Raw genomic sequence first — 26,533 nt, 5'->3', positions numbered from 1 at the left:
CAGAAAACAAGTATGAAAGACTTAGGTAAATTATCATTGATGCTTTTGACAGGACTGGCTTTGGGCTTTACCTCATGCAGTGACAGCGACGATGAGGAGACACCCACGCCTACAGTAAAAGGCAACGCGAACCTGCAAGGCACCATCTCTGCCAACAGAACCCTGGACGCCGATACCGTTTACACCTTGAAAGGCTTTGTGTATGTAGACAATAACGCCACCTTAACCATAGAACCGGGTACCATCATCAAAGGCGAGAAAGCCACTCAGGGCACCCTGCTCATCCAGCGTGGCGCCAAGATCATGGCCCAGGGCACGGCCGAGAAACCAATCGTTTTCACCTCAAACCAAGCCAAAGGAAGCCGCGCTGCCGGTGACTGGGGCGGAGTTGTTATCCTGGGAAGAGCAAAAAACAACCAAGGGATGAACATACAGGTAGAAGGCGGTCCCTTGGCTAATTACGGCGGAGAGAATGACGCAGACAACTCTGGGGTGTTCAGCTACGTGCGTATTGAATACGCGGGTTATCCATTGCAGCCCAACAAGGAGTTGAATGGCTTGACCATGGGATCTGTAGGATCAGGCACTAAAATTGACCACGTGCAGGTTTCCTTTGGTGGTGACGATGCCTTTGAGTGGTTTGGCGGTACCGTAAACGCTACCCACCTGGTGGCGTACAGAAACACCGATGACATGTTTGACACTGACTACGGCTACAGCGGGAAAGTGCAGTACGCCCTTGGCATCAGCGACCCGAACATGTGGGACGTGGCTACCGGCGGTGCTTCCAACGGTTTTGAGTCTGACAATGACGGCAACGGTTCTACCTTAACTCCTTTAACTACTGCCACTTTCTCTAACGTGACCATTGTAGGTCCTGGTAGCAACCTGCCCACCGGCGCACAGTTTGGCCAAGGTGCACACCTGAAAAAAGGCACCAGCCTTTCTATCCGTAACTCCATCATCAGTGGCTATAGCAAAGGCATCACCTTAGATGGCGCTGTAGTGGAAGGATATGCGCAAGCCGGTGGCATCAAAATCATGAACACCATAGTAGCAGGCGCTGGCGCTACCTCCGCCATCAACAAGGCTTCCTCCTCTACGTCAGAGTTTAACGCGGCCACTTGGTTTACCGCTTCAGGCAACAGCAACAGCATCAGATCTACCGCAGATCTTGGCTTAGCTACCACGGCTCCTTACCTGCCACAGTCTGGCTCTATGGTGTTGAGCGGTGCTTCCTTCACGGGCATCACCGGTTTTGAAAACGCTGCCTTCATCGGTGCCTTCGGAACCACCAACTGGACTACCGGCTGGACCAACTGGGACCCACAGAACACAGATTACTAATCAACACATCAAAGAAAAGGTTGACCATCAATATGGGTGAGAAGTAGAGATGGACAATCACTTTGCGCATGGCTTAGTCTCCCGTGCGCAAAGGGCCCGCCAGCAATGGCGGGCTTCTTTGTTTTAGGCCCCTTTTCTGCAAAACAGCCCAGAAACGAAAGAGCAGCTCCATAGGGAACTGCTCTTTCGTTTCTGGGAAATATGTAGTCTTACTACATGATACCTGCTATGTGCTACATCTTAGCTGATAGGCACCTTGCGCAGGATGGCTTCCACGAAGTCTTTGGTCTGCACGTTATCGGCCTCGGCCTCGTAGTTCAGGATCACGCGGTGACTTAACACGTCAGAGGCAATTTCTTTCACGTCCTCGGGAAGTACGTAGTCGCGCTCGTCAAAGAAAGCGACGGCCTTGGCGGCCAGGTTCAGGGCGATGCTGGCCCGGGGCGAAACCCCGTACTGTAAATACTGGGCGAAATCGGGGAGGTCATAGTCGCCGGGGCGGCGGGTGGCGAACACCAGTTCTATGATGTAGCGCTCCAGGGTCTCGGAGATCTGCACCTGGTTGATTTCGTTCCGGATGTCAAAGATATCCTGCTTGGTGAGGATGGTGTTCACGGTGCTGCTGTACGACAGGTTAGACATGCGGCGCATGACTTCCAGTTCATCGGCTTTGGAGAGGTAGTCTACGTACACTTTCATCATGAACCGGTCTACCTGGGCCTCGGGCAAAGGATAGGTTCCCTCCTGCTCCACCGGGTTCTGGGTAGCCAGCACCAGGAAGGGCAAATCCAGCCGGTAGGTTTTCTCCCCGATGGTGACCTGCTTTTCCTGCATGGCCTCCAGCAACGCCGACTGCACCTTGGCCGGTGATCGGTTCACCTCATCGGCGAGGATCAGGTTGGCGAAAATAGGGCCTTTCTTCACTTCAAACTCCGAGGAGCTCTGGTTATAGATCATGGTGCCAATCAGGTCAGAAGGCAACAGATCTGGCGTAAACTGGATGCGCTGAAAATCAAGGTGCAGCACTTTGGCCAGGGTATTGATGGTTAAGGTCTTGGCTAGGCCCGGCACCCCTTCCAACAAAATGTGGCCGTTGGTGAAAAGTCCGATCAACAGGCGGTTCACCATGTACTGCTGCCCCACCACTACTTTCCCCATCTCCCTGAACACCTGCTTGATCTTCAGCTGGTGCTCGCGTATCTTCTCCTGGTATGAAAGTTCTTCGGTCTGCATGTACTCTTTTTATTACGAAAGGGCTAAGGTAACCATTCTGATGGACACTCTGCGTCTACGGCTTCCCGAGGGCAAAGAAAACAGCTCCAATTTACAGGAAAAATATTCCTAAAGAACTACCTGCCAATGCTTTGATCCCAACCCACCTGCCCTTCCCTGCCTTGGTCACCGCAGCAAGCTTCCTCTGCAATGTCTGCGGAACACTCTGCTCTGAGGCGGGCCTGTTTATGGGCCGAAATCCGGAAAACGTACCCAAAGAACGATCTCCCTCGGTAAACGTGTATACCGCCCCGCAAATCCCTTTTGCGCAACGACGATCACCTCCAGAAAGCAGTCGGACGGTCTGTTTATAAAAAGCCGTCCAGGCCGGAGAGGCCGAGCAGTTGGAAGCGCAATGCTACTTTTCAGCGGATCTCTTTCAGCCGCAGGAAAATTTAAGCCCTAGCGCCTCCCTTATGCGTTCTACCCGGAGTTCGTTTATGGGCCGTTTTCTTAAAAAGCCCCTTAAAACAAAGCTTGGCCGTGGATGGTGTTTCCTTCAACTACTCTCTCCGTGAGAGAATTACGTTTTGAGCCTAGATTTTAAATTTCGGTCTCAAAACAGAGCCAGTACAATCTGGAGAGTTCAAAAATTATAAAAGCACATTATAATAATTCTAATATAAAATTACCTTTAATAATGCTTTTAGAAGTTCACTACAACGTCCATAAGCAGTACTTATACTGAGAACCAAAACGAAATAATCGTGTATAAACCACCACTCACATCTATAAGACACCGTTCATCGTCAAATTATTAAGATTGAACGAAAACCAAGCCATTCCATCGCTCTTATTGGACAATTTTGTCAAAACTATTAGAGCAGGTGATATACATAGTAAGTCGAAAGACTTTTTCTCCTACTAACGATAGTCCCTTGACATGATTACTAATTGAAAGTGTATGGCTCAGAAATTACGATCCCTGCTGTTTGTATTGCTCCTGCTTCCCTTCACCATGTACGGCGAGGGTTCCAAGCAGCTCACCCCTAACAGATCAACGGCTGTCTTAACAGATCCAGCCAATGACAAAGCTGGTTACCTTGCACACGATGCCAATTTCCCGAGTGCCTCGGGCGTGGCCATCACGTCGTTGAGCTTCCTGAAACCGGCTGGCTTCAGCCGGAACGGAGCCACCTTCTCAGCTGACCACCGGTTGCTGATCAGAGTAAAGAATGGGGAGCGCTTGATGTACGGGGTGCGTAGAGCTATCCACGACCAAACCACGTCTAACCAAGGAGATTTAACGATCACGATCAGACGGGCCGCCTCCAGTTCAGACGTTACCGGAATCCTAGTTCAACAGACTACTCTTACAAGAAACCAAACCTCCACAAGACAAATGTTGCTGAACACCAACCAAGCAGGGGTAATCGCTACTCCGGCCCAGGCTTTGGCGGGTCCAACCTTCATGCAGAGCGGCACCACCCGCAATTCTGGCGGTTATTCACCGTTGACGGTCACCAACAACACTGGGGCAGATCAAGACTATTGGGTTGAGTTTACACAGGTAGGCGAAGCCAACATGGCAGACGGTCAGTTGTTCTCAGTATATGACTTGTGGGACTTTACGGTAATTGATGGTACAGGCGCAGAGAAACCGGGCCGTATGCGCAGCAAGCTGTGGTCTTTCTCAGCAGGAGGCACCAGCAACGTTTTCTCGAAAGATTTCAACATGTACCCGCTGATCCCCAGCGAAGACCAGCCAGGCTTTTTCTTTGTCAAGGAGATAGAACTGGCGGGCATTGCTCCTCAGAACTTCTTCCGTTTTGTGACCAACCGCTTTGGCTCCACCTCTGCCACCGGAAGAACAACTGATACGGAGAGAAGAAAAAGCCAGACCGCCCAAACCGATTATCCAGAGTTGTTCAACTTCGTGAATGATCCGGACCCTGCCATCTGGCCGAGTGCCACAGTTCCTACCTTTACTGTAGGCATCACCTCCAGCTGCAACACCACGACCAATGGCGGGAAATCAACCTTCAACCTGAACACCTCAGAAAGCAGCACCTTTGTGGTGTTGATCAACCTGAACGGAGTAGCCGGTTATCAGCCGGGTACCGCAGACGTGTTGCTGGAATCCACTGGCGCAAAAGGAGCCCGAACTGTGGAATGGAACGGTCTGAACGGCTTAAACCAGGTAGTAGCCAAGAACACCACCCTCAATTACTTCTTCCGGAACAACAGTTCACCTATCCACTTCCCGGTATGGGATGCTGAGGCCAACGCAGACGGTTTCAGGGTACAGGACATTAGGCCAGTAGCGGGCACAAACTATGATGGTCTCCTTTTCTGGGATGATTCAAACCTGCCTACGTCTAGCTTCCCAACCCCACAGGCTGAGCTATTTGGTGTTGTTTCTACCAATGGGGTGCACCGCTGGGGTTCTGCCACCACCACTGCCGGTGACTTGAAAACAGTGAACACCTGGACGTATGGCTATACAGGTTCTTCCACTCAGTCGGCCACTTTTACCTATGACTGTAGCGCAGACGTAGCCGTTACCAATACGGCCGCTACTGCCCCCTATACCATTGGCAAGCCCTTCACTTATACCGTAACGGCTACCAATAATGGCCCTATCACGGCAAGCAACGTACAGGTAACCGACAAATTAGACCTTACCAAGCTGGAGTTCGTGAGTTCTTCAGACGCGGCTAACTACAACACCAGCACCGGTGTCTGGAACATCGGCTCTTTGGCGGTAGGCGCTTCCAAGACCTTGACCCTTACCGTTAAACCATTAACTCTGGGCACTATTTCTACTACGGCCACCCAAACCCACACAGAGGTAGACAACGTAGCTTCCAACAACAGCGCCACTGCCTCTATCACCGTACAGGCGGCTGCAGATATCGAAGTAAAAAATGTCACACCTAAGACTAGCTATAATTTTGGCGATCTGGTCACCTTCACAGTTACCGCTAAAAACCTGGGGCCGAATGCGGCGACAGGCGTAGTGGTCACAGACAAATTACCTGCTGGTTTAACTCTGGAAGGAACTGCTCCCGCCGGTTATGATGCCACTACCGGCAACTGGACAGTAGGTGCTTTAGCGGTGAATGAAACTAAAACATTGACGTTAACCGCCAGAGCCACTACCCAGGGTTCCATCACCACTACTGCCACCTTGGGCAGCAGAACCGGCTTTGAGCTAGATGAAAATGCGGGCAACAATACGGCTTCTACCACCATCACTGTTTCACCTACAGCAGATGTGGCGGTGACGAATGTGGTGTCTAACCTCAATCCAGGCCAGGGGGATGTGATTACCTACACGATTAAAGCGATCAATAATGGGCCTAGCAACGCCACCAATGTTTCTGTAGCCAATCAGATACCGGCAGGCTTAACTATCACAGGCTTTACTGCCAGCTTAGGTACATTTGATGCTACTACCGGTACTTGGACTATTGGTACTGTTGTAACCTCTGGTTCACAGACCCTGACCATTACGGCTAAACCAACGGCTATCGGCACCTTAACACTTTCTTCTACTCAGTCGCATACTGAATATGACAGCCAAAGCAGCAATAATACCGCTAGCAGCACCATCACTGTAAAACCAACCGCTGATGTTGCCGTGACGAATGTGGTCATCTCTCCGATTAAAACCGCCTATGTGAACGGTGATGAAGTAACCTACAAAGTAACGGTAACTAACAATGGCCCAAGCACTGCAACTAACGTAGTAATCACAGACAAACTGCCTGTCAGCTTGACGTTTGTAAGTGCCTCTAACTCTACCGGAACTGATGCCTACAACTCTGTCAACGGCACTTGGTCAGTTGGTTCATTAGCTAGTGGTGCTTCAGCCACCCTTACTTTGGTAGGGAAAATAAACCAAAGTGCAGTCATTACCACTACTGCCTCGCAGACACATACCGAGTATGACAATACCATCGGAAACAACAGCGCCTCTGCTACTATCACCTCCGGCTCTGGAACGGTGAGCTCTGATATCAAGGTAGCCGTAGGGTTGTCTTCTGGTCCTTACTATACAGGTAAACAGATAACTCTGGGGGTACGAGTAGATAATCAAGGCCCTGATGCCGCTACAGGTCTGTCTTTAGATGCATTGGTACCGGCAGGCTTTACTTTGGTAAGCGCTGAACCTAAAGTAGGAACTTATAACGCCAGCACAGGTATCTGGACAGTTGGTAATCTGGCATCAGGTAGTTACACAGGCATGAACTTAGTGGTGGTGCCTAATGCAGACATGACTGTTACAGGTGACAAAAACTACACCTTCGTAGCCACTAAGCGTACCGCAAACGAATATGATGCTGTTACAGAAAACAACACAGCTGCTTCTTCTTTCACAGTGCATAAAACAGCAGATGTCTCTTTCAGCACAAGTGTAACCGGAGGCGTAAACGGGGTCTTCTATAGAGATTTAACGGAAGCAACTTTCACTCTGAAAGTAACCAACAACGGTCCAGACAGAGTCACGAACCTAATGGGAATGGACACCAGAACAGGCAGCTTAACTTTCACCTATGTGGAGCCTGGCAAAGGGTATGACGCTACCACTGGTCAATGGAACATTAGCAGTCTAGATCCAGGGCAATCGGTTACCCTTATAGTAAAAGGAATTCCTAACACAACAGGCCGCTTAAATCTGGGAGGAAGCATTCTATCTGCTGATCAAACAGACTTGAATAGTGAAAACAATAAATCCGTAGCCCTAATCAATGTTTTGCCGGTAGCAGAATTGGCAGTCACCAATACCGCCTCCGCCCCTACCTTCTACAATGGCCAGGAAACATCGTTCACGGTGAAAGTACAGAACAATGGGCCAGACGCTGCCACCGGCGTAGTGATCGAAGATAAATTACCGGCCGGTTTAACCTTTATGAGCGCCACCGCTTCTTCTGGTTCTTATGACCCGGCCACCGGCCGCTGGACACTGGGCACAGACGTACTACCCGGCGCCGCTAATGCCCAGACACTGGTGATTAGAGTGAAACCGCAAAGCGCCGCAACTTATACAACAGTAGCTTCCGTGGCGGCCTCGGGTCAATATGACAATATCACCACCAACAACAGCCAACAGGCGAGTATAACAGGAACTGCTACAGCTGATATTGCCTTGAACAGCACTATTGTGGAAGGCCCTTATTACGTGGGTGGCCAGTACAGAGTAACGATCACTGCTACTAACTTGGGGCCAGATCCAGCTACCGGCGTAGTAGTAGCTGCCGGCGTAGCCTCAGGCTTGAACTTGGTGACGGGTAGCGGCATTCCAGCCCCCGGCACGAGTATCAACTCGGTTACCGGTATCTGGACCATTGGCAATTTGGGCATAAATGAGTCTAAGACGCTCTCTTTATTAGTCCAACCAGCTGAATTAGGAGTTTTGAACAGCATCGGCTATAAATACGCAGCCAATGAATTTGACCCGAATGGTGGTACTACCAAAGACGGCAACAACACAACCATTATATCCATCACGGCAGTTGACCGGGAAGCAACCTATCAGGTGATCGCAAACAACAAGCACCCATTTGCCATGCACAACGGTGACCACATTGCCGAAGTATCAGACCAGGATGGTCCTGTCAACAATGCGAAACTAGTGAACGGCACCTTGCCTGCCGGCTTGAGACTACAGAACAACGGAGAAATTGAAGTAAGCAACCGATTTGCCTTGGTAGCTGGCACCTACAACTTACTCATTGAAACCACCGACGCGATAGGCGGTACTACCCAGCAAACGGTTACTTTCGTTATCAACGGAGACTGGGACAACGACGGCGTTCCGGATGAAATTGACCTGGATGATAACAACGATGGTATCTTCACCACTCAGGTAAATAATGCGACTGACGCGAACGGCGATGCAGACGGTGACAAAATCCCGAACTTCCTGGACAAAGATTTCATGCACCCCATCTACGGAGCCTTCCAGGACAGAAACAATGACGACATCAACGATGCATTTGATTTGGATATGGATGGCTTGATCAAAGGATATGACATTGACATTGACGGAGACGGTATCCCGAACGCGGTAGAAGCCAATCGCGGCATCGTTCCTTCCAGCTCTATCTATGATGCGGCAAAGGGAGTCTTCATAGGCCCGGTAGACGCCAACGGAATTCCGATAGCGGCACAGACCAGCAGCAACAGCTCGGTTTCAAATCTACCCAACCCAGACACCGACAATGATGGTATCCGTGATTACGAAGATGTAGACTCTGACAATGATGGTATCCTGGACAACTACGAAGCCCAGGCCACAAACAAATATGTGAATGGCCTAGGATCAGACCTTGACTTTGATGGCCTTAGCGATGGATATGATGCCACTACCGGAGGAGTTGCTATAACACCAGTGGACACCGACCGAGACAGCATCCCAGACTATCTGGACTTGGATTCTGACGCCGATTTCTCCATGGACTATATAGAAGCCTTTGATGACAACAATGATGGCAAAGCCATAGATGACCTCATGGAGCGGGCCAGGTTATTTGAAGAAGCCAACAACAAAGGCTGGTATGTGAATACCCTCAAAGACAAGGATGGTACCCCACTATGGTTGAAGTTAACCAACGGCTACCCTAACTACTTAACCCAAGGTTCTACCTACTACCATGACACCGATAATGACGGTATTGTAGATTTATTTGATGCAAACAACGGGGGCCGTAGCGCTTCTATGAGAACGGGTGAAAACAACGAGTACGCTTTCCGCTCATCGACAGTGATTACTCCTCTTCCGGTTACATTGATCAGTTTCACGGCGAAAGCGCAGAAAGAAGGGGTAGCCCTGCACTGGGTAACAGCCGCCGAGAAGGACAATGATTTCTTCCAGGTGGAGCGCAGCACAGACGGCAAGAACTTCAGCGCCATCGGCAAGGTGAAAGGCAATGGAAACAGCAACGTATTGCAGAACTACAGCTTCCAGGATGCGGCTACACCAGCGGGCACCTTGTACTACCGCCTCAAACAGGTAGACTTCGACGGGAAGTTCGAGTACAGCAAAACCATTGCCGTGCGCGCCCAGGGTACTTCTGCCGCCATAACGGTAAAGGCGTATCCTAACCCAACTACTGATGTAGTGAACGTAGACCTGGCCAGCGTTGGAGCCGAGCAGGTAACAGTAAAGGTAGTTGCCATGGATGGCCGCGTTGTCAAGACTTTGGAAGTGACAGGTGGGGCAGAGCAGAAAATAGACCTCACCCAACTCGCAGCAGGCACTTATCTCTTGAAGATGACCGGCTCTACCTTTGACACTACAACGCGCGTGGTAAAACAGTAAACCAGAGAAATACTACCTCCATAAAAAAAGCAGGGCACCTTTCTAGGTGCCCTGCTTTTTTTATGGAGGTCTTCCAAGTGATTTACGCCTGAAATTTGAAAAGAGGCCCAAAAACGAAATCACCAAACTCAAATGAGAAGAACCCCGCGCAACGAACGTCTTCCCCCCTTTAGCTTGCCTTTGTTGACCAATTACCTTGGTCAATGCCATGGTAGACGATCTGGCGCTCTTGCCAAGCAGGCCATCGATGCACCTATCCTATTCCATAAAACATAGGAAATCTGCTTTGCTTCGGATGGCTGCCCTAATGCCCGATGCTTTTTAGTGCGGTTACCATGACCCGCTAAACTAATCCTCATTATCCTGCTTAGCCTACTGGCCATCTACCTGATTGAGCTTAGTCTATCGGGCAGCAGTTTTAAAACACTCTTCTTCCTTCAGGAGATATCTATTAGCTGAGATCTCCTTTAAGCCAATGCTCTCCCTTGTTAACATGAACAACAAGGGTACCCTCCTATCACACTTTTATTACCATGCCACAACTAAAAACATAAGTAACTATTATACAATTAGTTAGTTTATAAATTATCCCATATTTGCATTAATATTATTTTTAATTGATTTATTTATACATTTTATCTTATTAAACATTAGGATAATCAAAATCATGTTTTTATGTTTGTTCCTAAAGCTTAATAAATACATAATTTTTATTACTATTATCCAGTATATAGATTCTCCCCCCTCCTCTAACTGGACCTTTAAGTCACTGTATTCAAATCAATTATTAATAAAATAACATTATCAGGAAAAGGTATGGGACGAATTCTACACTTTAGCAAAAGCCTTTTGCTTGCTGCCTTCTTATTCTTTATTGCTTCCCAAGCAGGGGCGCAAACTATTAATGTGACGAATGTTACACCAAATCCAATATGTAGCCCAGGATCAACTGCCACAATTACCTTTGATGCGACAAATGGGAGTGGTAATGAAAAGCAATTTACTAGTGCGTCCACCTTTACTGTACATCTAAGTGCATCCTCGGGAACTACAGTAGTCACTAGTATTGGAACCTTATCCAGGGCAGCCTATTCATTTGATACACGTAATAACGTTGTAAATAGAAATATTACAGGGACGATTACCATTCCCAGTAACACGCCAGCAGGCACTTACAAAATCTCACTAAGTTCTTCAAACCCAAATTTTAATGGAAGCGGCGGAGCAGGTGCATCACCTAACTTTATAATAGGGCCGCCTAGTGCACCTACAAATCCTGTTAGCGGAACAAGAGTGTATGGCAGTACTTCTCCAAGCATCAGCGCCACCGTCCCCAATGGTCAAACTATAAACTGGTATGACGCACCCTCAGGAGGAACCTTGTTGGCTTCGGGCAGTTCTTATTCTCCTCCGGCCCGAACCGACGTTGGCACAAACACTTATTATGCAGAAGCACAGTTAGGCAATTGCAGAAGCAACTCCAGAACTGCCGTTACACTTACCATCACGCAGAAACCGCTGACTATTACCGGGGTATCTGCCGTAACCCGGCCTTACAACGGCACCATGGTTACTACATTAACCGGTACTCCCGTTTTAAACGGGAAATTAGAAAACGACGCCATAACCATTGATCCCTCCACAGCTGTTGCAACGTTCGCTTCTAAAATGGCGGGAGCTAACAAACCGGTCACCGTAACCGGATATACCCTTTCCGGGGCAGCTTCCCTCAATTATAACCTAGCTCAGCCAACCGGCCTTACTGCCACCATCACGCCTTTAGAAATTGAAGGGTATATCACCGTGGCAGACAAGCCATACGACGGAAACACCACCGCCATGATCACCAGCCATAACCTGACGGGTATTCTCAGCCCCGATGACGTATCATACACTGGGGGCACGGCTACTTTCAACGACAAGAACGTAGGCAACGGCAAGACTGTGACCGCCACTGGGCTCAGCCTCACAGGAGCAGACGCCCGCAACTATTCCGTCAACACCACCGCCACTGCTACCGCCAGCATCACCGCCCAGCCGCTCACCGTCACCGCCACGGCTCAGAGCAGAGAATACGACGGAAGCACTTCCGCCACGGTTACCCTGACCACCAATAAAGTTGACGGTGATAATGTGACCGCCGCTTCTTCTTCAGCTGAGTTTTCTGACCCGAACGTAGGGGTAGGAAAAACTGTGACCGTAACAGGAATCACCCTCAACGGCTCAGACGCGGGTAACTACACCCTAGCAAACACTACGGCCATTACTACCGCTAGTATTACCGCCAGAGCACTTACCTTAACGGGAGTTTCAGTGGAAGACAAAGTGTATGATGCAACCACCAGGGCAACCCTACAGGGAACGCCTTCTTTGACGGGCACCCTTGAAAATGATGAAGTCTCCTTAGACCCTGCCTCTGAGGCAAGCGCTTCTTTTAACACGAAAACCGTAGGCGAAGACAAACCCGTAACGATCACTGGATATACCCTTACCGGAGCACATGCCGGGAACTACACCCTCGCCCCCAACCTGACCGCCGACATCACTCCGCTGGCAATTACAGGCGCTATCACCGCCGCAGACAAGACGTATGACGGCAATGCCTCCGCCACCATCACTAGCCGAAGTTTAGTTGGGGTACTGGACGATGACGCGGTGACGTACACTGGCGGCACGGCTACTTTCAGTGACAAAAATGTAGGCCGTGACAAGACGGTGACCGCCACCGGACTTGGTCTCTCAGGAGCAGACGCCCGCAACTATTCCGTCAACACCATTGCCACTGCTACCGCCAGCATCACTGCCCGGCAACTCACCGTCACCGCCACGGCTCAGAGCCGAGCATATAATGGTAACACCACGGCATCCGTGACCCTTTCGTCCAACAAAGTTACCGACGATGAACTCGCAATCGCCTTTACCTCCGCTACTTTCGCGTCCAGTAACATCGGTTCTCAGACGGTGACGGTAAGTGGCATCTCCCTTGATGGACCAGACGCAGACAACTATACACTGTCCAACACCTCGGCCACCGCTACCGCCACTATTACCGCGAAAGCCCTCACCATTGCCAATGCGGCAGCAGGAGATAAAGTATATGATAGAACCACTACCGCTACCATTTCAGGCACTTTAGTTGGAGTAATTGAAGGAGAAGACGTTTCACTGACACTGAGCGGTACCTTCATGACACCAAATGTGGGAACCGGTATAGCTGTCACCTCTACCAGCACCCTCAATGGGAATGCGGTGGGCAACTACTCGCTCACTCAACCCACAGAACTCAGAGCCAACATCACAGCAAGAGAACTGACGGTCATAAATGCCGGCGCAGATGATAAAGTATATGATGGATCAAGAAGCGCGACCATCACTGGTACTCTAAACGGAGTTCTAGGCAATGATAATGTTACCTTAACCAGAAGAGGTACCTTCGCCTCCCGTGACGTGGGCACGCACATCGTCACCTCCACTAGCATCCTGGATGGCACAGACAGAGGCAATTACCTCCTTACTCAGCCCACAGGTTTGGCGGCCAGCATCTCTCAGAGAGAGCTTACCATGACAAATGCAAGAGCAAACGACAAGGTGTATAATGGAAATGTCGCCGCGACCATTACCGGTACTTTGATCGGAATCGTTAACAATGACAATGTCACCTTTTCTCAAACCGGGACCTTTGCTTCCCCAAATGTAGGCACCAATATCGCTGTAACTTACACCGGTACTTTGGGCGGTACAGAAGCTCATAATTACTCTCTCACCCCACCCACCGGTCTAAGCGCCAACATCACGGCCAGAACTTTGACTGTAAACAATATCATGGCCAGGGACAAAGTGTATGACGGAACAAATGATGCTACCATAAACGGCACGTTAACGGGCATTATCCCCGGCGATCAGGTTACGTGGGTAGGAGCAGGTAAATTTTCAGCGATCAGCAACAAGTATGGCGCCGCCGATGTGTATCGTGACAACGCAGGCACGGTATTACCCAAGCCGGTAACCTATAGCAGCAGCACCTTAACGGGCGCTCAGAAAGGGAACTACAGCTTTACCCCACCCACACTTTCTGCCCTTTCCGCTAAAATCACCCCTAAAGAGTTAACCCCCGTGGTTCAGACCACCTATGAAAAAATTTACGATGGCACCACTCTATTTACCACAACAGCAGCGAACCTGACCGGGGTGATTTCTCCGGACCACGTTGAATTGTATATCAACTCCCAATCAAGTGTGGTGACAGATGGAACCCAAACGTTAACTCTGTCCATTGGCTCAGAAGACAAGGACAACTATTACCTTTTCCCTACGTCCATCACCGTAAACGTCACCATCACCAGACGACCTTTAATCATAACCGCCTCAGGTTCAACCAAGGTGTATGACGGGAATGACAACGCCCAGGTAAACTTGTCTGACAACCGGGTGACTGGTGATGTGTTCACCATCGCGCACAGCTCCGCCAAATATGACAGCAAACATGTAGGAAACAACAAACCCATTACTGTCAACGGCCTCTCCATCAGCGGGGCTGTTGCCAATAACTATACCTTATCTAATCTTTCAGCCTCTACAACCGGCAGTATCACCCCTAGATCACTGACCGTGACAGGACTCTCTGCTGACTCAAAAGAGTATGATGCCACCACCCAAGTTCATGGCTTCAGCGGAACAGCGACCCTGAACAACAAAGTACAGGGCGATGATATCTCTTTGACAGGCTCGCCCGTGGGCACCTTCTCCAGCAAGAATGCGGGAATGAGAACCGTCACCGTGACTGGATTTACCAAAGACGGAACCGACGCAGGCAACTACAGCCTCTCTCAACCGACTGGCTTGGCGGCTGAGATTACCCGCAGAGGAGTCACCGGCACCTTCAGGGCAGAAAACAAAGTGTATGACGGCACTGCCACTGCTACCGTTACCACCGATAGCCGGGTGGTAGTAGGTAAGCTGGGGGATGATGCGGTGTTCCTGGAGGGGGGCACGGCTGAATTCACGGATGCTACACCCGGCACAGACAAAGTGGTCACCTTAACCGGAGCCGTTTTAACGGGCACTGACCGGGGCAACTACAACTTAACAGGCGTTGCTACTACCTTAGCCACCATTGACCCCACCCCACTTCCAATAACTCTCACCAGCTTCACGGCCACCGCCCAGAAGGGCGGCGTATCCCTGGCCTGGACCACCGCCGCCGAGAAAGACAATGACTTCTTCCAGGTGGAGCGCAGCACAGACGGCAGAAACTTCAGCACCATTGGCAAAGTGAAAGGCAACGGCACCAGCCTCGTGCTACAGAACTACAGCTTCCAGGATGCGGCTACGCCAGCAGGTACCCTCTATTACCGCCTCAAGCAGGTAGACTTTGACGGGAAGTTCGAATACACCAAAACCATTGCCGTGGAGAAGAAAGCCATTGCCGCTGCTAATGTGACACTGAAAGCGTACCCGAATCCCACTCCAGACGCGGTAAATCTGGATCTGACCCAAGCGGCAGCCTCTGACATCACAATCGGGGTGTACGGACTGAACGGACGCCTAGTGAAAACGCTCACCGTGACCGGCGGATCCATCCAAAAAGTGGACCTCAGCGATGTAGCTGTAGGCACTTACCTGCTCAGAATTACCGGCGAAGGCTTCCAGACGACTCTGCGCGTGTTGAAACATTAATCCTTATCGCTACTAACAAACAAAAGAAGGGGCATTGAGAGATGCCCTTTCTTTTTGCGTCAAGGGCTTCTATCGTTTTAGGCTTAGAATCAGAAAAAGGGCCCCAAAACAGGAAAAGGCAGCTGGGCGGCCTCCGGTAGACGACAAAAAAAGAGGAGAGGCCACGCCAGGTGGTCTCTCCTCTTTTTCTTATGAAGAAGGTTAGCCGTAGATGGGCCTATTCTTCGTCATCCAGGTAATAGTCGCCTTCGTGCCCCTCGGCTGATTCGTCAGAGAAGCGGGTGATGTCCTTCATGAAGTTGTCGTGGATCTGCTTGATCTTGGGTGACTCGCCCACGTGGCGCTGCAGCACCTTGGCGATGTTGCTGGCCTCCTCCAGGTAAAACATGTCGTCGGTGGCGGTGCCCAGCTTGTCAGCGTCTACCTGCAGCAGCTCGGCCTGCAGGTCCATCAGTTTGGGATCGTCCTCGCCGTACATGATCAGGGTACCGTGTAGCTTGCTGAGCATCTCGTTGAACAGCTCTCCCTCGTACGGAAGGTTCACCTCCTCATCGTCGTCGGCGCCAAAGCCACCTCTTCCTCCCAAAACATCGTCATCGTCGTCGTCCAGAGAGAATTCATCGTCAAAATGGCTGTTATTGAGGTCGTCCTCATCGTAACCATACTCATCATCGAAACTGCCGCGTGGTGCCATACTGTTTTTGTTAAAGCTGTCAAAAATGTGGTCTGCCCTCTTTTGCGTTGGTCTCCTTTTTACGTGTCTGTTTTAAAAAGTATCCCACAAACAAGTAAAACTTTCTCGTTTGTTTGCGTTTAGGGGCTGTTTCTACAAAAATAGGCTAAAAACCAATTCTTGCTATTCTTCGCGGAACGGGCAGTCACCCGCCTTACACTTTTTTTTGTGTTTACCGCCACCGGGGCAGCCATTTCATGCCGGGCAGAGTATACAATCTGTACCACCAAGAACGCAAGCCTATGACATCGCCACAGCAACTGGAGGCGCTTGTGCACCAACAGAAAACATTTTTCAGCTCGGGGCAAACCCGCCCGCTTGAATTCAGGCGGCAGATACTGCGCCGTTTGCAGGAGGCCATAGAGAAAGAAGAAGCCGCCATCATTGCGGCCCTGGCTCAGGATTTCGGGAAACCACCCTTTGAGACCTACGCCACCGAGATCGCCATTCTGCTTTCCGAAATCAAGTTCCTGCTGCGCCACCTCCCGCAATGGGTAAAGCTGCGGAAGGTGAAATCCAGTTTCCTGAATTTCCCTTCGCGGGATGCCATCTACGCCGAGCCGTACGGGGTGTCGTTGGTCATTGGCGCCTGGAATTACCCGTTTCAGCTCACCTTGTCTCCCATGCTGGGGGCCATTGCGGCCGGCTGCTGCGCCATTCTGAAACCGTCTGAGCTCACCCCGGCCACCAGCCAGCTAACGGCCCGCCTCATCCAGGAGAACTTTCCGCCGGAATACCTTGCGGTGGTACAGGGTGGCCCCGAGGTAAGCCAAACTCTGCTGGAGCTGTCCTTTGACAAGATCTTTTTCACGGGCAGCGTACCCGTAGGCAAAATTGTGGCCCAGGCCGCGGCCAAGCAACTCATTCCGGTTACGCTGGAGTTAGGTGGAAAAAGTCCCTGTCTGGTAGATGAGACCGCCAATCTGGCCGTGGCGGCCAAACGCATTGTCTGGGGGAAATTCCTGAACGCGGGGCAAACCTGCGTGGCGCCAGATTACCTCCTGGTACAGGAAAGCGTGGCCGCGCCTCTGCTGGAACACCTGGCCCAAACCATCACGGAGTTCTACGGAAGTTCCCCGGCAGAGAGTCCAGACTTCGCCCGCATCATCAATGAACGACATTTTAACCGGCTGAAAGGATTACTGGCGCAGGAGAACGTCTACGCCGGCGGCCAGACCGACGCTGCCCGCCGCTTCATCGCTCCTACCCTTCTTTCTGGGGTCACGTGGGAACATCCCATTATGCAGGAAGAAATCTTCGGGCCGCTGCTGCCGGTCTTAACGTTCCAAACCTTACCCGAGGCTATTGCCCAGGTCAACGCCCAACCCAAACCGCTGGCCTTGTATTTCTTCACCGAGAACGGGAAAGCCAAAGAGGCGGTGTTGACCCGCACCTCGTCTGGGGGTGCCTGCATCAACGACACCATCTCGCACCTCACCAACCCGTTTCTGCCCTTTGGCGGCGTGGGCACCAGCGGGCACGGCAATTACCACGGCAAAGCCAGTTTTGACGCTTTCTCGCATCAGAAGAGCATTCTCATGAAACCGTCGCGCCCCGATTTACCTCTCCGCTACCCGCCCTACGCTGATAAACTGGGCTGGATAAAGAAGGCGTTCAGATGGCTATAGACCATCTTCGCTGCAAATAAAAAGCCGATGCGTTTAGGGGCTGTTTTCTATAAAAGAACCCCTAAACGCATCGGCTTTTTCATGACCGCGTTTTCTCAGCCTTCTACCGGCCTGATCATTTTGATGTGGTCAATGCCGTCTTCGTCATACACCTCGCTGGACTGCACAAACCCGAAACGCTCGTAGAATTTCTTGGCATACAATTGCGCGCCTATCTTGATGGGCCCCGGCCCGAAGAGCCGGTGCGTTTCGGCAATGGCTTTCTGCACCAGCTGCTGCCCCACGCCTGTGCCCCGCACGGCGGCGCTGGTGATAATGCGCCCAATGGACAGCTCTGGGTAAGAGACACCGGCGGGCAAAAGCCGGGCGTAGGCCTCCAGCGTGGCTCCCTGGTAGAAAAGCAAATGATGGCACTGGTCATCCAGCCCGTCGGGGTCCAGGAACACGCAGTTCTGCTCCACCACAAACACCGCACTCCGCAACTGCAGCAGATCATACATTTCCCGGGGGGTGAGCTCCTCAAAAGACTTGGTCACAATTCTAAACTCCATCATCCTGCGAAGCTAGGCTTTCGGCCTAAAACCACCAATTTATCTTTGCGCCAGCGCCTTTTTAGGCGGGAAAAGTAAAAAACAAAAGTTTTATGCCAACGTTTGCATAAAAGATCATTACATTTATTTGCGAACAACAATCTAAAGCGGTAATTTAATTGTTATTATTACACTTATTACCAAAAAGAGCGAAAGCAGGGCTACCTTGCCTTCAGTTCACAAAGTTTTAAGGCAACAGACTATTAAATCAATATGCAAACAGAAGTAAAAGAGACGCTTCCGATGGAGGAGCTGGAACAGGTGGCCAAGCAGGTGCGCCGCGACATCGTGAGAATGGTACACGGCTGCCAGTCTGGGCACCCGGGCGGTTCATTGGGTTGCACCGATTATCTGGTGGCCCTGTACTTCCGGATCATGACCCACTCCACGGAGTTTGACATGAACGGCGTGGGCGAAGATCTGTTCTTCCTTTCCAATGGGCACATTTCCCCGGTGTGGTACAGCGTGCTGGCCAGAGCCGGCTACTTTGACGTGAGCGAGCTGAAGACCTTCAGGAAGCTGGATTCGCGCCTGCAGGGTCACCCTACCACCCACGAGGAACTGCCGGGCGTACGTATCGCCTCGGGCTCTCTGGGCCAGGGCCTCTCCGTGGCAATCGGCGCGGCCCTGACCAAGAAACTGAACAATGACCCCGGCCTAGTGTTCACTCTGCACGGCGACGGCGAGTTACAGGAAGGACAGATCTGGGAAGCGGCGTTGTTCGCCCCGCACAACAAAGTAGACAACCTCATCTCCACCATTGACGTGAACGGCCAGCAGATTGACGGCCCCACCGACCAGGTTCTGGCATTGGGCAACCTGCGCGCCAAGTGGGAAGCTTTCGGCTGGGACGTGCTGGAGATGAACGGCAATGACCTGGCCGATGTGATCAGAGTACTGGAACTGGCCAAAGCCAAAACGCGCAAAGGCAAACCCATCATGATCCTGATGCAAACTAATATGGGCCACGGCGTGGACTTCATGATGGGCTCGCACAAATGGCACGGCGTGGCCCCTAATGACGAGCAGTTGTCTCTGGCCCTGAACCAGCTCACCAGCGGCATGCAGGATTACTAGGCCTCGGGCCAACCGTTTCCGAGAACAGCCTTTTGGGCTTATTTTCTTAAAAACGGCCTTAAAAGGCAAGAGCAGCGAACCAGCCTCCTTTTAGGGCTTCATCTGAAAACATTGCAATGAAAAAATATACGTACACAGAATCAAAAGACACCCGCTCTGGTTTTGGCGCGGGGCTGGTAGAAGCCGGCAGAAAAAATGAAAACGTGGTAGCCCTGTGCGCTGACCTGGTAGGCTCCCTGAAAATGGGCGATTTCATCAAGGAATTCCCCGAGCGTTTTGTGCAGGTGGGCATTGCCGAGGCCAACATGATGGGCATTGCGGCGGGTATGACCATTGGCGGCAAGATTCCGTTCACGGGTACGTTCGCCAATTTCTCTACGGGCCGCGTGTATGACCAGATCCGGCAGTCCATCGCCTATTCAGACAAGAACGTAAAAATCTGCGCTTCGCACGCCGGCCTTACATTGGGTGAAGATGGAGCCACGCACCAGATTCTGGAAGACATCGGCATGATGAAAATGCTGCCCGGCATGACCGTCATCAACCCGTGTGACTACAACCAGACCAAAGCCGCCACTGTGGCCATCGCCGAGTATGAGGGTCCGGTGTACCTGCGTTTCGGGCGGCCGGTGATTCCGGTGTTCACGCCCGCTGACCAGGAGTTTGTGATTGGCAAAGCCTGGATGGTGAACGAAGGAACCGATGTGAGCATTTTCGCCACGGGTCACCTGGTGTGGGAAGCCATTAAAGCCGGTGAGAAACTGGCCGAGATGGGCATCTCCGCGGAGATCATCAACATTCACACTATCAAACCACTGGACGACGAAGCGATCCTAAAATCAGTAGCCAAGACGGGTTGTGTGGTTTCTGCCGAGGAGCACAACCGTCTGGGTGGTCTGGGCGACAGCATCGCGCAGCTACTGGCTAAAAACACGCCGCTTCCTATGGAATATGTGGCCGTGAACGACTCGTTCGGGGAGAGCGGTACGCCCGAGCAACTCATGAAGAAATACGGCCTGGACGATGAGCACATCATCAAAGCCGTGCAGAAAGTAATGGAGCGCAAAAAAGTGCTGGCGAAATAAACACCGGGTGCGGGGCAGTTTTGCCTTGTCACGCGGTTCAGATAATAAAAAAGGATTAAGGGAAAGGCGGGCTCTACTAGAGCCCGTTTTTTTGTTCCCTCCGTATGCCCAATGTACCTTAACACATCTCATTTACATGACTACTCTCCCCTACCAAGCCTTTCTGTTTGACATGAATGGCACCATGATTGACGACATGGACTACCACACCAAAGCGTGGCACCAGATCCTGAACAATGACTTACAGGGTTCCTTCAGTTTAGAAGAGGTGAAAGCCCAGATGTACGGCAAGAACAGCGAGGTGCTGGCCCGGTTCTTCGGGGAAGACCGGTTCACGCAGGAAGAAGCCGATCAGCTTTCCATCCAGAAGGAGAAAATCTACCAGAAAGAATACCTCTCGCACCTGAAGCTGATCAACGGCCTGGACGCATTTCTAGCAAAAGCCAAAGAGCAGAACATCCAGATGGCCATTGCCACCGCCGCTATCACGTTCAACATTGACTTTGTGGTGGATAACCTGAACATCCGGCACTACTTCAACGCCCTGGTCTCAGCCGATGACGTAGACAAAAGCAAACCGCACCCCGAGACGTTTCTGAAATCTGCGGAGGCACTAGCCGTTGCCCCCAAAAAGTGCCTAGTGCTGGAAGACGCGCCCAAAGGCGTGGAAGCCGCCCAGAACGCCGGCATGGACTGCCTGGTCATCACCACCATGCACGGCAAGGAAGAGTTCTCGCAGTACACCAACATCATCGGGTTTGTGGCAGACTACACAGATCCTCAGTTGGAACGCCTGCTCACGGGAGAAGGAAAGTAGGAATTAGCGATCAGCCGTTTTTGCCTTGCTTTTGGAAAAACGGCTTCAAAACGCATTTCTTTCTATGGCGCTGATTTACTTCCGTGCGTATTGAATGCAAGTCACGGAAGTAACTTCCGCGCCATAGTGACAGAGACTGCTCACGGATGAAGAAATTAGCAAGCCGCCACTTTAGACCTAGTTTCACGAAAACGGGCCTAAAGCGCATTTCTTTCCAGGCTTTCTGATACGCCTCCTCCTCTCCTACTTGTCATCTTGGAAAGATCTTGTGAGCGAACTAAAAAGGCTTTAAACAACCGCTTTACTGTTCGCCCAGAAGATCCTTTCAGGAGGACAAAAAAATGAAGTAGAAGAAATCAAAAGTTAAAAAGGGATCAGCTGCTTTGGGCCTGTTTTCAGCAAAACAGGCCCAAAGCAGCCGAGCACTTTTCTGTACCTATACCGGGATTTTACCCGAACAGGTTGTTGGTAAACTGGACCTTGATGCCTAGCTGGAAGTCGCTAATGGTCTTGAAAATCTCCTTGAGGGTGACCTGCTCAATCTTGGTGAGGCTCTGGAGATCCAGGTAATTGTCGGGTTCGCTTTTGTCCTGCATGATCTGGGTGGCCTGTTTGCGCAGCCGGAGGCCCATGAGGTAATAGTAGGACTGCATGAGTTCCTGGCACTGCTTCTCGGTGAAGACGCCCACTTCGGCCAGGGCCTCAATCCGCTCGCCGGTATTGGTTTTGAAGATGCGGTTTTTCAGGGCGTATACGCGCACCAGGTCTACGATGGGCGTCATGGCTTTCTTGATGTCAAAGACCTGCTGCGAGCCCACGGTAAATGTTCTGATGTTCTTGAAAAACGTGAGCGGCGGCTCATACTGCAACGCGTTGTTGGCCATGTGGAAGAACAGGCGCGGCATGGGCTTCTGCAGCTCCTCGTCCAGAAACGACACCAGCTCTTGCATGATGGCGCCATCGCCGTAAATGAAGCGGCAGTCAAAGAACGTGGAGAACTGAATGGCGGTCTCGGGCACAATCTCCTGCATCCACTCGTGGTAGTTCCGTTTCCAGTGCGAGAGCGAATGGGTCCATTTGGGGTTCTTGGCCATGTAACCGCCGGTGCAGAAACTGAAGCCAATGTAGTCCAGCTTTTCGGAGACCATGTCCGCGAACTTCAGGAAATAGTCCCGCACCAGCTCACGCTGCTCGTTGGCTTTGTCTTCGTAGATGATGGCGTTGTCCTGGTCGGTTTTGAGGGTCTGCTCTTTGCGGCCCTCGCTGCCCAGCACCATGAACACGAACTTGGCCGGGGCCGGTCCGCAGATGGCAATCACCTCTTCTATGACCTTCTGGGCGATGGTATCGGCCACGGTAGTGATGACCTGGTTGATGATCTCGGGCTTGGCGCCGCGCTGCAGCAGCTGCATCACGATCTCGGGCACCCGCTTCCATTTGTCGCGCAGCTCATGGCCCGAACGCGCCAGCTTCACCGACTGGATGAACACGAACGGCGACTGCGCCTGATCGCTCAGGAGCTTGCTGCGGCTGATCATGCCCACGTACTGGCCGTTTTCCTCAATGAGCAAATAGCGGGTTTTGGTCCGGAACATGAGCAGAATGGCCTCATACACGTACGCGTCTTTCCGGATGGACACAATGGGGTTGTCCATGATTTCCTTCACCTGCCCGCGCACGTCTTCCTGGGCCGCCACCACGTTATCGCGCAGGGTAATATCGGTGATATAGCCCGCAATCTGCCCCACCTCGTTCTTCACGAAAATGCAGCTGGTCTTGTGATCGGCCATAATGCGGGCGGCGGTGTAGATGGGCGTGGTGCTGGTGCAGGTGACCAGGTCACGGTACTCCACGCTTTCAATCCGGCGCGAGTACAGCTGATCAGTGGCGATGTAGTTTTCCTCAAACGAGGTGGGCCGCTTCACAAAGTGCGCGAACTCCTCGTTCAGCATCCTGATCCCGAACTCCTGGGTGAAGTGGTGCAGGAAGCCTTCGTTGGATTTGGCCAGCGCCCTAAAGTCTCTGCGGTGCAGAAAGTACACCACCGTGCCTTTCTTGGCGATCACCGTCCGCAACGACTTCTTGCGGTTGAGCAGCATGGAGATGCCGCCGTAGCAATAGCCCCGCTGGTGGTGTTCCAGCACCCGTTTGTTTTGGGCCAAGTCATAGAAAAACGACTCATATTCGCCTTTGGCGATGATGTCTACGCCGCGCAGTTTGGTGGCCTCCTGGTGGTAAATCACCGTGTCTTTGGAATAGGTAATCTCCTGCAACAGGTCTACCACTCCTGCCAGCACATCATCGCTCAGCAGATGGAACGGCTTTACGCTTTTCAATAATTGCAGACGGTCGTTCATAGCCAGTAAAAAAGGAATAGAATGAAAAGGATAGCTCCCAGGGCGGCCGCTATCCAAAGCGGATAGGCGCGTTTAACTGGGGGGTTCTTTTGCGTAGAATATCGGTTTTCTTGCTGCTCGGCAATAGAGGCGGGAGTGATCACCCGCCGTTTGCGCAACTCAAAATAGCTCTCGGCGGTAGCCTGAGCATCTACCACAGCGTTGTGCTGATTCTCCAGGGAAGTATGGAACAGATTGCTGTACAGTTCTCCCAGTCGCAGGTATTTTTTGCGTGGCAAGTGGGTCAGTTCCATGGAAGCCACCATGGTGCAGAACACCGGCAAGTTTTCAAAAGGGCTGGGTAAACCCGCCCGGTAAAAATCGGCGCTCAGCACATGGAAGTCAAACTGCATGAAGTGCCCCACCACCATGGGTTGGTACTGCTCTAGATCTTTCTGCAGTTTCAATAACACCTCCTCCCGGCTCTGCCCATGCGCCAAAAGAAACTCGGGGGTGAGGGAATGGATCTCAATGGACGAAGGACTGACCTCAAAGTCCAGCGGTTGAATGTAATGGTCCTGCGCTTTGACCAACTGCCCGTCTTTGGTATAGACCAACCAGGCCACCTGCACGGTGTGCGGCCAGTTCCCCTCCTCAGCGTACGGCACGTCCCAATTCCTGGGCAGGCCCGAGGCTTCAATGTCTATAAACAGCAGGTAATCTCTCACTTGATCAAGTATACTGGCGCACGCGCCGATCTGTTTCAGGCGGCGTTTCAAGCCCTATTTCTGAAAAACAGGCCTAAAACGCCGAAGGCGGATGGCACTGAAAACATCAGATAAACCAAAAGCCACCTCCTCCGGCTACCTTGAGCCGCACCGGGTTGAAAAGGTACGGCAAATTGGCCGTAAAACACAAAAGCGGACGTTTTAGGGTCCGCTTTCGTGTTTTCAGGTAGTATGTCCTATTTTACCAGAACCGCACGTACAGCGCCGTTACCAGTAATAAAGTAATGACAATCAAACCCAGTGTGGAGTTAGACACTTTGAACATGGTGGTATCCAGCTCGAAGGCTTTGGGGTTCACTTTCGGTCCGGCCAAGCTCAACAGGATCATCACAATCATGGTGAACAGGAAGGCAAGCCCCATACAGATCAGGAACGGAATCTCATAGCCGCCTTTGCCGTTCGGGTACGCCGTGTACAGCAAGGTCTCGTTCCCGAACCAGGCAGGCGCGTAATTGTTGAACACCACTGACAGGATGAAACCAGTGAACAGACCGGCAATGGCCGCCGTTCCGGTGGTGCGTTTCCAGAACATGCCCAAAAGGAACATCGCAAATACGCCCGGGCTGATGAAGCCGGTATACTTCTGGATAAAGGTGAAGCCGCCCTCGCCACCAATGCCCAGCAAGTCATCCCAAGTCAGGAAGATGGAGAACAGCATGGAGGCCACAATGGTGAGTTTCCCCACCCAGATAAGTTTCTTCTCGCTGGCGTCTTTGTTGATGTACTTGTTGTAGATATCCAGGGTGAAGATGGTGGAGATACTGTTGGCTTTCCCGGCCAGAGAGGCCACAATGGCAGCAGTTAAGGCGGCCAGAGACAAACCTTTCATGCCCGTAGGCAAAAAGCCCAGAATCGCCGAGTACGCGTTATCGGCGTTGAAGTGCCCCCCGGGGGCCATTTCTTCCTGCAAGGCTCCGTTTTTATACAGCACGTAAGCAGCAATACCCGGCAGCATCACAATCACGGGCATCAACAGCTTCAGGATACCGGCAAACAGGATACCGGTACGGGCGGTCTGCAAATCGGCGCCAAGTGCCCGTTGGGTGATGTACTGGTTACAGCCCCAGTAATTCAGGTTCACAATCCAGATACCGGCGAAATACATGGCAATGCCCGGCACCATCAGGTATTTGTTGATCTCGGCCTGGGTGGCACCCGGACCGGGTTTGTCAAACACCATGTGGAAGTGGTCTGGCGAGTCCTGCAACAGTTTGTTGAAACCGGCAATCATGTCATTGCCTAACCCAAAGTGACTGCTCACCAGAGTCAAGGCCGTGTACGTAGTAGCCAAACCGCCCAGAATCAGCACCGTTACCTGAATTACGTCCGTAAACCCAATTACTTTCATCCCGCCCAGGGTGATGATTACCGCGAAGACGGCCAGTAACACCATGATCAGGTGGAAGTTCTCGCCCCCGGCCAAGTTACTGATGGCCAACGCACCCAGGAACAAGATCGAAGTCAGGTTCACGAACACGTACAGGAACAGCCAGAAAATAGCCATGATCAAGCTAGTGGTCTGGTTGTACCGGTTCTGCAGGAACTGCGGCATGGTGAAGATTTTGTTCTTCAAATACACCGGGATAAACCAAACGGCCACAATGATGAGGGCGATGGCGGCGATCCACTCGTAGGCGGCCACGGCCACCCCCACCACAAAACCGTTCCCGCTCATGCCAATGAACTGCTCGGCGGAGATATTGGAAGCAATCAGGGACGCCCCAATGGCCCACCAGGTCAGGGAGCCTTCGGCTAGGAAGTAGTCTTTACTGTCTGACTCAATGTTTTTCTTTTTCCGGTAGATCCAGTAGCCGTACCCAGATACGATGATGAAGTAGACTATAAAGATGGTATAGTCAATAAAGGAAAATTTGTTCATAGAAAGGTTAACCCAGGAAGAGGTGAAAGGAGGAAATA

General features: G+C 51.6%; 13 protein-coding genes. 7 read left to right on the top strand and 6 right to left on the bottom strand.

The window, feature by feature from the left end; translation table 11 throughout:
• Positions 1 to 12: 12 nt before the first annotated feature.
• On the top strand, positions 13 to 1,347 hold the full coding sequence (locus tag H7U12_RS19085; protein ID WP_186641100.1) for a T9SS C-terminal target domain-containing protein: 1,335 nt from the start codon (positions 13 to 15) through the stop codon (positions 1,345 to 1,347).
• 240 nt (positions 1,348 to 1,587) lie between these two features.
• Here H7U12_RS19085 and H7U12_RS19080 read toward each other — a convergent pair whose 3' ends face one another.
• Positions 1,588 to 2,580 (bottom strand): AAA family ATPase, encoded by a 993-nt coding sequence (locus H7U12_RS19080; protein WP_186641098.1) that lies wholly within the window; start codon positions 2,578 to 2,580, stop codon positions 1,588 to 1,590.
• 943 nt (positions 2,581 to 3,523) lie between these two features.
• Here H7U12_RS19080 and H7U12_RS19075 point away from each other — a divergent pair.
• Together H7U12_RS19075 and H7U12_RS19070 are read left to right on the top strand one after the other, a co-directional pair.
• Positions 3,524 to 9,886, top strand: coding sequence for a T9SS type A sorting domain-containing protein (locus H7U12_RS19075; protein ID WP_186641096.1), 6,363 nt, complete (start codon positions 3,524 to 3,526; stop codon positions 9,884 to 9,886).
• A gap of 816 nt (positions 9,887 to 10,702) precedes the next feature.
• Entirely contained in the window at positions 10,703 to 15,562 is a 4,860-nt protein-coding gene (locus H7U12_RS19070) for a beta strand repeat-containing protein (protein ID WP_255897011.1), read from the top strand.
• Between the two features lie 217 nt (positions 15,563 to 15,779).
• On the opposite strand, the gene H7U12_RS19065 is transcribed toward H7U12_RS19070, so the two are convergent.
• A complete protein-coding gene (locus H7U12_RS19065) occupies positions 15,780 to 16,256 on the bottom strand; it encodes a hypothetical protein (RefSeq protein WP_186641091.1) in 477 nt (158 codons plus the stop codon).
• A gap of 281 nt (positions 16,257 to 16,537) precedes the next feature.
• Here H7U12_RS19065 and H7U12_RS19060 point away from each other — a divergent pair, with 281 nt between their 5' ends.
• Positions 16,538 to 17,923 carry an aldehyde dehydrogenase gene (locus H7U12_RS19060; protein WP_186641089.1) on the top strand — a complete coding sequence of 462 codons (1,386 nt, stop codon included), beginning with the start codon at positions 16,538 to 16,540 and terminating at the stop codon, positions 17,921 to 17,923.
• A gap of 95 nt (positions 17,924 to 18,018) precedes the next feature.
• Here H7U12_RS19060 and H7U12_RS19055 read toward each other — a convergent pair whose 3' ends face one another.
• On the bottom strand, positions 18,019 to 18,477 hold the full coding sequence (locus H7U12_RS19055) for a GNAT family N-acetyltransferase (RefSeq protein ID WP_241749548.1): 459 nt from the start codon (positions 18,475 to 18,477) through the stop codon (positions 18,019 to 18,021).
• A 249-nt stretch (positions 18,478 to 18,726) separates the two neighbouring features.
• On the opposite strand from H7U12_RS19055, the gene H7U12_RS19050 reads away from it, so the two are divergent.
• From H7U12_RS19050 to H7U12_RS19040, 3 genes are all read left to right on the top strand, one after another.
• A complete protein-coding gene (locus tag H7U12_RS19050; protein WP_186641087.1) occupies positions 18,727 to 19,590 on the top strand; it encodes a transketolase in 864 nt (287 codons plus the stop codon).
• A gap of 116 nt (positions 19,591 to 19,706) precedes the next feature.
• Positions 19,707 to 20,675 (top strand): transketolase family protein, encoded by a 969-nt coding sequence (locus tag H7U12_RS19045; protein WP_186641085.1) that lies wholly within the window; start codon positions 19,707 to 19,709, stop codon positions 20,673 to 20,675.
• A gap of 136 nt (positions 20,676 to 20,811) precedes the next feature.
• On the top strand, positions 20,812 to 21,492 hold the full coding sequence (locus tag H7U12_RS19040; RefSeq protein ID WP_186641083.1) for an HAD family hydrolase: 681 nt from the start codon (positions 20,812 to 20,814) through the stop codon (positions 21,490 to 21,492).
• A 449-nt stretch (positions 21,493 to 21,941) separates the two neighbouring features.
• Here the strand turns inward: H7U12_RS19040 and H7U12_RS19035 are convergent, their stop codons facing one another.
• The 3 genes from H7U12_RS19035 to H7U12_RS19025 form a co-directional block, all read right to left on the bottom strand.
• Positions 21,942 to 23,849, bottom strand: coding sequence for a DUF294 nucleotidyltransferase-like domain-containing protein (locus H7U12_RS19035; RefSeq protein ID WP_186641081.1), 1,908 nt, complete (start codon positions 23,847 to 23,849; stop codon positions 21,942 to 21,944).
• Positions 23,846 to 24,556, bottom strand: a complete 711-nt coding sequence (locus H7U12_RS19030) for a 3'-5' exonuclease (RefSeq protein WP_186641072.1) — start codon at positions 24,554 to 24,556, stop codon at positions 23,846 to 23,848. The genes H7U12_RS19035 and H7U12_RS19030 overlap by 4 nt, the downstream gene beginning before the upstream one ends.
• A gap of 241 nt (positions 24,557 to 24,797) precedes the next feature.
• Entirely contained in the window at positions 24,798 to 26,495 is a 1,698-nt protein-coding gene (locus H7U12_RS19025; protein WP_186641070.1) for a sodium:solute symporter family transporter, read from the bottom strand.
• Positions 26,496 to 26,533 lie beyond the last annotated feature (38 nt).

Origin of the sequence: Rufibacter sediminis, from assembly GCF_014269285.1 — a bacterium.
Lineage (GTDB): Bacteria > Bacteroidota > Bacteroidia > Cytophagales > Hymenobacteraceae > Nibribacter > Nibribacter sediminis.
This window is presented reverse-complemented; position numbering and strand designations above follow the sequence as displayed.

Coding starts and splice junctions, on each gene's coding strand:
- H7U12_RS19085 (WP_186641100.1), top strand. CDS start 13: ATGAAAGACTTAGGTAAATTATCATTGATGCTTTTGACAGGACTGGCT.
- H7U12_RS19080 (WP_186641098.1), bottom strand. CDS start 2,580: ATGCAGACCGAAGAACTTTCATACCAGGAGAAGATACGCGAGCACCAG.
- H7U12_RS19075 (WP_186641096.1), top strand. CDS start 3,524: ATGGCTCAGAAATTACGATCCCTGCTGTTTGTATTGCTCCTGCTTCCC.
- H7U12_RS19070 (WP_255897011.1), top strand. CDS start 10,703: ATGGGACGAATTCTACACTTTAGCAAAAGCCTTTTGCTTGCTGCCTTC.
- H7U12_RS19065 (WP_186641091.1), bottom strand. CDS start 16,256: ATGGCACCACGCGGCAGTTTCGATGATGAGTATGGTTACGATGAGGAC.
- H7U12_RS19060 (WP_186641089.1), top strand. CDS start 16,538: ATGACATCGCCACAGCAACTGGAGGCGCTTGTGCACCAACAGAAAACA.
- H7U12_RS19055 (WP_241749548.1), bottom strand. CDS start 18,477: ATGATGGAGTTTAGAATTGTGACCAAGTCTTTTGAGGAGCTCACCCCC.
- H7U12_RS19050 (WP_186641087.1), top strand. CDS start 18,727: ATGCAAACAGAAGTAAAAGAGACGCTTCCGATGGAGGAGCTGGAACAG.
- H7U12_RS19045 (WP_186641085.1), top strand. CDS start 19,707: ATGAAAAAATATACGTACACAGAATCAAAAGACACCCGCTCTGGTTTT.
- H7U12_RS19040 (WP_186641083.1), top strand. CDS start 20,812: ATGACTACTCTCCCCTACCAAGCCTTTCTGTTTGACATGAATGGCACC.
- H7U12_RS19035 (WP_186641081.1), bottom strand. CDS start 23,849: ATGAACGACCGTCTGCAATTATTGAAAAGCGTAAAGCCGTTCCATCTG.
- H7U12_RS19025 (WP_186641070.1), bottom strand. CDS start 26,495: ATGAACAAATTTTCCTTTATTGACTATACCATCTTTATAGTCTACTTC.